The sequence below is a fragment of the Mesorhizobium sp. P5_C1 genome (assembly GCF_054049815.1).
The window spans coordinates 1-8,192 of record NZ_JBFULQ010000243.1 but is presented as its reverse complement, the minus strand read 5'-3'; the positions used below and the strand labels follow the sequence as shown (position 1 = coordinate 8,192).

General features: G+C 64.2%; 8 protein-coding genes. 4 read left to right on the top strand and 4 right to left on the bottom strand.

The features are described from left to right. Positions 1-121 precede the first annotated feature (121 nt). A complete protein-coding gene (locus ACXJ7R_RS18860) occupies positions 122-991 on the top strand; it encodes a LysR family transcriptional regulator (RefSeq protein WP_457153169.1) in 870 nt (289 codons plus the stop codon). 12 nt (positions 992-1,003) lie between these two features. Here ACXJ7R_RS18860 and ACXJ7R_RS18855 read toward each other — a convergent pair whose 3' ends face one another. The 3 genes from ACXJ7R_RS18855 to ACXJ7R_RS18845 form a co-directional block, all read right to left on the bottom strand. After that, positions 1,004-1,657, bottom strand: coding sequence for a dihydrofolate reductase family protein (locus ACXJ7R_RS18855; protein WP_457153168.1), 654 nt, complete (start codon positions 1,655-1,657; stop codon positions 1,004-1,006). Positions 1,658-1,775: 118 nt separating this feature from the next. Further along, a complete protein-coding gene (locus ACXJ7R_RS18850; RefSeq protein ID WP_457153167.1) occupies positions 1,776-2,618 on the bottom strand; it encodes a protein-L-isoaspartate O-methyltransferase family protein in 843 nt (280 codons plus the stop codon). A gap of 74 nt (positions 2,619-2,692) precedes the next feature. Further along, positions 2,693-4,057, bottom strand: coding sequence for an Nramp family divalent metal transporter (locus ACXJ7R_RS18845; protein WP_457153166.1), 1,365 nt, complete (start codon positions 4,055-4,057; stop codon positions 2,693-2,695). Between the two features lie 231 nt (positions 4,058-4,288). On the opposite strand from ACXJ7R_RS18845, the gene mntR reads away from it, so the two are divergent. Continuing rightward, entirely contained in the window at positions 4,289-4,744 is a 456-nt protein-coding gene (gene mntR / locus ACXJ7R_RS18840; RefSeq protein WP_457153165.1) for a manganese-binding transcriptional regulator MntR, read from the top strand. A gap of 112 nt (positions 4,745-4,856) precedes the next feature. Beyond that, entirely contained in the window at positions 4,857-5,045 is a 189-nt protein-coding gene (locus tag ACXJ7R_RS18835) for a hypothetical protein (protein WP_095090960.1), read from the top strand. A gap of 169 nt (positions 5,046-5,214) precedes the next feature. On the opposite strand, the gene ACXJ7R_RS18830 is transcribed toward ACXJ7R_RS18835, so the two are convergent. Continuing rightward, positions 5,215-7,284, bottom strand: coding sequence for a hypothetical protein (locus ACXJ7R_RS18830; RefSeq protein WP_457153164.1), 2,070 nt, complete (start codon positions 7,282-7,284; stop codon positions 5,215-5,217). Between the two features lie 195 nt (positions 7,285-7,479). Here ACXJ7R_RS18830 and ypfJ point away from each other — a divergent pair. Beyond that, on the top strand, positions 7,480-8,192 hold a 713-nt coding region (ypfJ, locus tag ACXJ7R_RS18825; protein ID WP_457153163.1), incomplete at its 3' end, for a KPN_02809 family neutral zinc metallopeptidase.

Below are 8,192 nucleotides of genomic sequence, written 5' to 3'. Positions count from 1 at the left end.
TCCCAAAACCGCTGCGCACTTTTGGGCGACATGCATTGTCGGACACCGCCATCCTAGCCGCGCATGAACTTCAGTAAATGCAATGTTTGCTATGCTTGGCATTAGCAGACATAATGCGGTTATGATCCGAAATCTCGACATGGCGCTGATCCGCACCTTCATCACCGTCGCCGACAAGGCCAGCATGACGGCGGCTGCCAATGCGCTGCACCTGACGCAAGGCGCCGTCAGCCAGCAGGTCAAGCGGCTGGAGGAGGCGCTCGGCGCCAGCCTGTTCGAGCGCGATCGGCGCGGCCTCAGGCTGACGCGCGCCGGTGAGCGGCTGTTCGGCAAGGGCAAGCGGCTGCTGGCCTTGAATGACGAGATCTGGACCGACATGGCGGGTACCCCGGTGGCCGGCCAGGTGCGGCTCGGCGTGCCCTACGATCTTGTCGGCACCCTGCTGGCGCCGGTGCTGAAGCGCTATGCCGAGACCTATCCCCAGGTCGAGATATCGCTGATCTGTGCCTCATCACCGGAGATCGCCGCTGCCCTCGCGGCCGGCACCATCGACCTTGCGGTGATCGAGGAACGGGTCGGCCCGTCGGCCGGCGAGTGCCTGGCCATAGACCGGCTGGTCTGGGTCGGCGCCAAGGGCGGCGTTGCCCGTGCCAAGCGGCCGCTGCCGGTTTCGATCGTTGCCGACACCTGCGCCTTCCGGCCGGCGGTGCTGTCGGCGCTCAGTGAGCACGGGCTGGAATGGCGCACCGTGTTCGAGAACGGCAACATCGACGCGACGACGGCGACAGTGCGTTCCGATCTCGCCGTCACCACATGGCTGGCCTCCACCGTGCCGGCCGATCTCGACATATTGCCGTTCGGTTCAGGCCTGCCGCCGCTGCCGAGTTTTGCCATCAATCTGCATTTGCCGAGGCACGGTGTCGGACCCGCGGCACAGGAATTCGCGCGGCATATCCGTGAAGGGTTGGCGCGGCGGCTGGTGGCGGCTTGAAACCAGATCCAGCTACTTCCAGTTCTTGCGCCGCTCGATCTCTGCCTTGGACGGCTTTTCCGGCGCGAACGATCCGGTCTTGATCTCGCCGCCACGCTCATAGGTCGCCATGATGACGCCGGTGCTGGAGGCCTGCGAGCGGGTCAGCTTCAAGGCGGAAGGCATGGTGCCGTTGCCGAACAGCCGCTTGCCCTTGCCCAGCACCAGCGGGAAGATCAGCAGGCCGATCTCGTCRATCAGGTCATTGGCGAGCAGGGTCTGGATCAGGTCGCTCGAACCCTGGATGAGCAGGTCCGAGCCGTCTTGCTCCTTCAGTTTGCGCAGCGTTGCCACGACGTCGTCGCCCAGCGATTGGCTGTTGTTCCAGGTCAGCGTGTCGTGCCGGTGCGTCGCCACATATTTGGTGACGGCGTTGAAGCTTTCGGCGATCGGATCGTTGTCCTGGTACGGCCAGTGTGCTGCGAAGATGTCGTAGGTCTTGCGGCCGAGCAGCAGGTCGAAGGGCTTGGTGAAGGTCTCGCCCATGAACGCGCCCATGGCGTCGTCCCAGTAATGGAACGTCCAGCCGCCGAATCTGAAGCCGCCGGCCGGATCCTCTTCCGGACCGCCTGGGGCTTGCATGACGCCATCGAGGCTGACGAATGTCGCGGCGATGATCTTTCTCATTCCAATGCTCCGGTTTCTTCAATCCACGCCGTCGCGGCTGGACTTCAGCCCAAGGACGCGCGGATCGCCGCCCGTCCGACACCGCTGGCAAGATTTTGACAGGTCCGCCATCGATGCGTCACCTGCGAGACCTGGCATCGAGGACGCGCGAGGAGAACCAGACCTCACCGAAGATCGCCGTGGCGGTGCGGTCCGGCAGCTTGTCCGACGTCAGCCAGATCGAGCGGCTGCGCGCGGCCTGGTCGCGCGTCGGGATCTTCGCCGCAGGGTCTGCAACCGAGGCGCCGACACATGGAATGAACCATGAGCGCATGAAGGGGTCGCAGGCGAAGCCTTTTTCTGTGCGGGTCACCATCACTGCCAGCGGGACGCGCTCGGCCGGGCGCCAGGGAAAGATCATGCGACCGCCCGCCCGCAACGCCTTCAGCCATCCCACCGGTGGCGCGGCGACGCCGGCATTGACGTAGATGATGTCGGATGGCGGCAAGGGCGACGTCACGGCATCGCCATGGACGACGGTTACATTGCCATAGGTTTCGAGATTTTGTCGTGCGAGCTCGGCCAGGTTTTTGTCGAGTTCGAAAGCGGTGACGGTGCCGCCGGGCGAAACCAGTTTGGCCAGCGCCGCAGTGTAGTAGCCGGTGCCGGCGCCGATGTGGCAAACGGCTTCGCCGGGTTTGGGCGCAAGTTTGCCGATCCACATGGCGTGCAGGAACGGCTCGCCATTGTTGATGCCCTTGTCGCTGTCGAGCGCCACCAGCACGTTCTGGTAGATGTGAGCCGGATCCGCGCTCGGCGTCGTGATCTTGCCGTTGCCGGCGATGATCGTCCACGGCCCAGGACCGAGGAAGGCTTCGCGCGGCACCTCGGCGAAGACCGCCTCCAGGCGCGGATCGGGCGAGCCGGCATTAGCGGCCATCAGCCTCGCGTAGAACTTCCTGGCGTCTTCGATCCCGGTCATGACGCGGGAGAAGATAGCGCGGATTGCCGATTTGTCGCCGGACTATCTCTCAGCAGAGCAGTCGATGTCGCGTCTCAGCCGACCCCGAACATGGTGTCGTAGAGCAGCTTGAAGTTGAGCACCAGGATGATCGCGGCGACCACCCAGGCCAGTGCCGCGACGCCGCGCGGAATGGCGAGGTTGCCCATCTTCTTCCTGTCGGAGACGAACTGCACCAGCGGGACAACCGCGAAGGGCAGCTGCATCGACAGGATCACCTGGCTGAACACCAGCAACTGGCCGGTGCCTTTTTCGCCATAGAGCGCGGTGACGATCACCACCGGGATGATGGCGAGCCCGCGCGTCAACAGGCGGCGTGCCCAGTTGGGGATGCGCAGGCGCAGGAAACCTTCCATGACGATCTGGCCGGCCAGCGTCGCCGTCACAGTCGAGTTCAGGCCGGAAGCCAGCAGCGCGACGGCGAACAGGATCGAGGCGATGCCGAGGCCCAGCAGCGGCGACAGCAGCTCGAAGGCCTGGCCGATCTCGGCGACATCCTGGTGGCCAGTGTCGTGGAAGGCGACCGCCGACACGATCAGGATCGAGGCGTTGACGAACAAGGCGAGCATCAGGGCGATGGTCGAGTCCGTCGTCGCCCATTTGATGGCGTCGCGCTTGCCCTTGTCGGTGCGCTCATAGGCGCGGGTCTGCACGATCGAGGAGTGCAGATAGAGATTGTGCGGCATGACGGTGGCGCCGATGATGCCGATGGCGATGTAGAGCATTGCCGGATTGGTGACGATCTCGGACGACGGAATGAACATGGCATGTAGGATCGAGCCGGCCGGCGGGGCGGCGACAAAGATCTGGATGGCAAAGCAGCTGAAGATGATGATCAGGAGCGCGATGACGAAGGCTTCGAGATAGCGAAAACCCTTGTTCATCAACAGAAGCACGAGAAAGGCATCGAGCGCCGTGAGCACGGCGCCGCCGATCAGCGGAATGCCGAACAGAAGCTGCAGCGCGATCGCGGTGCCGATGACTTCGGCCAGGTCGCAAGCAATGATGGCCAGTTCGCACGCGATCCACAGCATGAAATTGACGGGGCGCGGATAGTAGGCGCGGCAGGCCTGGGCGAGGTCGCGGCCGGTGGCGATGCCGAGGCGGGCAGCCAGCGCCTGCAGCAGGATCGCCATCAGGTTAGAGAGCATGATGATGAAGAGCAGCGTGTAGCCAAACTGCGCGCCACCGGCGAGGTCGGTCGCCCAGTTGCCCGGATCCATATAGCCGACCGAGACCATGTAGCCGGGGCCCATGAAGGCGAACAGCCGGCGGAACCAGACGCCCGAATTCGGAACCGCGATGGAAGAATTGACCTCGCGCAGGCTGGGCTGGTCGTCCTCCTCGGGCCTGGCGAACCGCCAAGTGGATTGGGAGGCTGTGGCTTCGACTTCAGACATGAGGGGCTTTCCGCGAGACGTGTCGATGTTGCCCTAGGCTATGCCATGGCTCAACATTATGCAATATGCTATATTTCATTGTCGGTGCTTTTTGTTCGGGCCGTGACCTGGCGCGGGAACGGTCGCCGACAACGCAGGTTGCGCCTGTGGCGGAATGCAAATAAACGGCCTGAAGAATCAGAGCCCGTGCTATGAATGCATGGACGGCTAAACTCCCAGGAGGGGCGCGCATTGGCGCTGAAGAACAGACCGKTCCCGCGCGAAAAGCCGCTGCCTGACGCCGACGTCCATTCGGAAGGGTTCAGGCACACGCGCGAAGCGCGCCGCAGCGCGTTGGTCGAGGATTATGTCGAGCTGATCGCCGACCTGATCGAAGACGGCAACGAGGCGCGTCAGGTCGATATCGCCGCACGGCTCGGCGTCGCCCAGCCGACGGTGGCCAAGATGCTGACCAGGCTGTGCGCCGACGGCCTGGTGTCCAGAAAACCCTATCGCGGCGTGTTCCTGACCGATGCCGGCCGCAAGGTCGCGGTGGAGAGCCGCATCCGCCACCAGACGGTGGAAGCCTTCCTGCGCTCGCTCGGCGTCAGCGCCGAGACCGCGCGCATCGATGCCGAGGGCATCGAGCACCATGTCAGCGCCGAGACGCTCGAAGCGTTTCGCAAGGCGATGACGGCGGCGCGCTGAGCTGCGTCAGCGCCGCGTTTCCCGAACGACGAAGCCGCGCGGGAACCACCTGATGTTACGCACGTTGCTCCTCACACCGCGCGATTGACGTGCGCGCCAAAGGGAGGAAGCGATGGGCGTTGAACAGGCACCGACCGCAAAGGGCAAGCAGGCGGCCAAGGGACTGAAGCAGGCGGCGGCCAAGGATGAGCGCAAGACCGAGGCCGAGACCGGTCATCCGCTGAAGAAGGGCGCCGCGCGTTTCGAGGAGCGCTCGAAGAGCTCCGATGGCAAGAGCGCCGGCGCCAAGCAGAGGGATTAGGCGCCCGCCGGGCAGACATCGGCAATTGTCGGCGAAAGCCGTTTGCTGAGAGGTAGCAACGGCGCCTTCGTTGTGGCAGCACCGCTTGTCCCTAGGCTATGGCCCGGGCGTTCGAGCCCTTTGAACGGACCACTGGGTCTATCAATTTGCCTGCGGCAAAACCGGGCTCTCACTCCCTGACATCTTGCACCCAGCTTCTGGGGTGGCCGTCGACGCGGAACTGGAAGATGAAATACGGCGGGATGCAGGTGCCTTCGCCGGCTTTTGCTTCCGTCAGGTCGTCATAGCCGGCGGTGCAGATATAATCCTCGCGGCAGGGGTGCGCCTTGTCGCATGCACGCAGGCCGGCGGTCTTGGTGAATTCCTTGGTGCAGAATTTGTGGTCCTTGCCCGACGCAATGCAGTCGTTGAATCCGGTTTTGGCCAACCGGCCGCACGTCGCCTCGTCGGGAAGCTTGTCGCAGCTCGCCTTGCGCAGCATGCCGCCGGGAAAGCCGCCGGTCTTCTGCTGCGGATTGTCGTAGCGCTGGCGTGCGGCGCCATAGCCGGCGAGCTTGACCGTCGGCTTCTTGTCCCGCGCCGGATCGATGGCGCATGCCTTGGCGGTGGCCGGTGACAGCCGGCAATACCGGTCGTTGCCCCATGTCGACATTTTTATCTCGCCGAACTCGACGGGGTCACCGACCGCCGTCCCGGCCTCGCTGACGCAGGTGCCGAACCCTGGATGGATGGCGCTTTCATGGACGCCGGCGCAGCGCAGGCCTTCGCCGCAGCTCCAGTCCTTGAAGCTCAAATCCTCGCCGCGATAGCAGATCGAGCCCCAGCCATTGTAGAGGTCCGTGCCCTTCAGCGCCTCGGTGTATTTCTGGTCCGGACGGGCGGCAAAGCCACGCGTGAAATCCGGATGGCCGCCGGCGGCGAACTGCTCGACGATGGCGAGTCGACGCGGCAGGTCGGCAAAGAACACGGCGGAGCCCGGCACGAAGACGGCGTTGCGGCGCGGCTCGCTGGCCGGGTCGGCGCCGGTGTAGTGGAAGCCGGCAATGCCATGCGTCTGGTGGCAGCCGGTGCAGGTCATCTCATTGAGCCGCAATTCGAAGCCAGCCACCGACTTGACGGAGGAGAGCGTGTTGCCCCTGGCAACGTAGTCCTTCAGCGCCTTGTCGATATCGGCGTCGTCGACCAGCCCGTAGGCGATGTTGTTCTGCGACCGGCTCAGGCCGCCGGGTGCTACGGAGACGGCGCTCTTGGCCAAGAACTTTTCGTCGATGACCAGCCGCCCATGATCGAGGTCGTAGATGTTGCGGTCGGTGAGCAGCCACTTGGCGAAGGACGGCTTGTCGGCCAGCACGATCGCCCGGTCGATCTGGTTCTCCATTTTCGATTCGTAGAAGCTCGAGGTGGCCGGATTCCATTTGAAGATCTTCAGCAGATATTCGGCGTGGCCGCCGAAATCGCGACGCGTCGAGGCCGATAGCCTGAGCACCTGCATGTTGAGTTCGAGCCGCATGATCTGTGACGAGTTCAGCATGGCGCCGGAGAGCGGCCCTTCGTCGGAGCGCAGCCACGCCGCCAACTGGTCGGGCGGCAGATCCTTCTGCCCGGCGGCAAGCCAGCGCTTGGCGATTTCGGCGCAGGACACGTCGGTAGCGCTCGGCAAATCCCTTGAAGCGCGGGCCTGGGCCCGCGTGGGCTTGGCGTTGAACACCAGGCTCATGGTCAGCGGCAGGCGCGAGGAAATGCGCTGGCCGGCCTTTCCCTTCAGCGGCTTTTCCGCGACCGAATAGTGGAAGCGATAGATCAGCCGGATCTCGCCGCATTCGGTGTGGCCGAGATAGCCGCGATCCATGCGGTTGACGACGCCGGTCAGGTCGAGCGTCGAGCCGTCGTCGTCGATGTATTTCGGATTGAATTTCTGGCTGGTGTCGGTCGACCTGGCCATGGCCGCGACATAGGGGTCGGGACTGGTCTTCGGTTCGTCGGCGATCTCAAGCTTGACGGTGTCGCGGACGGTGGCCAGCGCCGGCACCGAAAACAGGCCGCGATTGTCGACCTCGCGGGTAAGGCCGAGTGCCGGACCGAGCAGGCGGCTGATCGACAGGCCGCCACGCTCCAGTGCCTGCAAAGTGGCTGGATCGGTGACGGCGACACTGGAATCGAGCGTCACCGCGCCGGCACTGGCGAGACCAAGGCAGAGCAGGGCCGCGAGCAGCGACACGAATTCACCGATCGTCTTCAAGCCTCGCGTACCCCCTCCGTTTGCAGTGATGCTACAGGCCTTCCGTGGTCTGGGCCAGAGCAGCGAGGCGGCCATATCGGCAGGGGTGCAGTCTCGAAAAATGCTGTGACTTGGTGCAACCATTGGGATAATTGTTTGTTGGGTTGAACCGGCCATGCCGGAACAATGGGGAAGTTCGCAGCGCGAGGAGTTGCCATGCTCTGGAGAGGCCGTCGTCAGAGTGACAATATCGAGGACGACCGCAGCGACAGCGGCGGCGGGCTCGGCGGCGGCAGCCCCGGTCAGTTCCGCATTCCGATTGGTGGTCGCGCCGGGGGCGGCGGCAGCATCTTCCTCGTCATCCTGGTGGTGCTGGCCGGATGGTATTTCGGCTTTGATCCGTCGACGATCCTGGGTGGCGGCGACGGCGGCCTGCTGCCGGGCGGCGGCGGGCAGATCACCGACGACAGCGGCGGCCAGGACAGCGGCGCGGGTGCGCCCGCCAACGACGAGATGAAGCAGTTCGTCGCCACCGTGCTGGCCGAGACCGAAGACACCTGGACCGGCATCTTCAAATCGCAGGGCCTGACCTACGAAGACCCGAAGCTGGTGCTGTTCAGCGGCCAGGTCCGCTCGGCCTGCGGCTTTGCCTCCGCAGCAGCCGGACCCTTCTATTRCCCCGGCGACCACAAGGTCTATCTCGACATGACCTTCTTCCAGCAGCTCGACCAGCAGTTCGGCGCCTCGGGCGAGTTCGCCCGGGCTTACGTTGTCGCGCATGAGGTTGGCCACCATGTGCAGAACCTGACCGGCATCATGTCTAAGTTCAACCAGATGCGGCAAGGCATGAGCGAAGCCGATGCCAACCAACTGTCGGTTCGCATCGAGCTTCAGGCCGATTGCTTCGCCGGTGTGTGGGCACATTACAC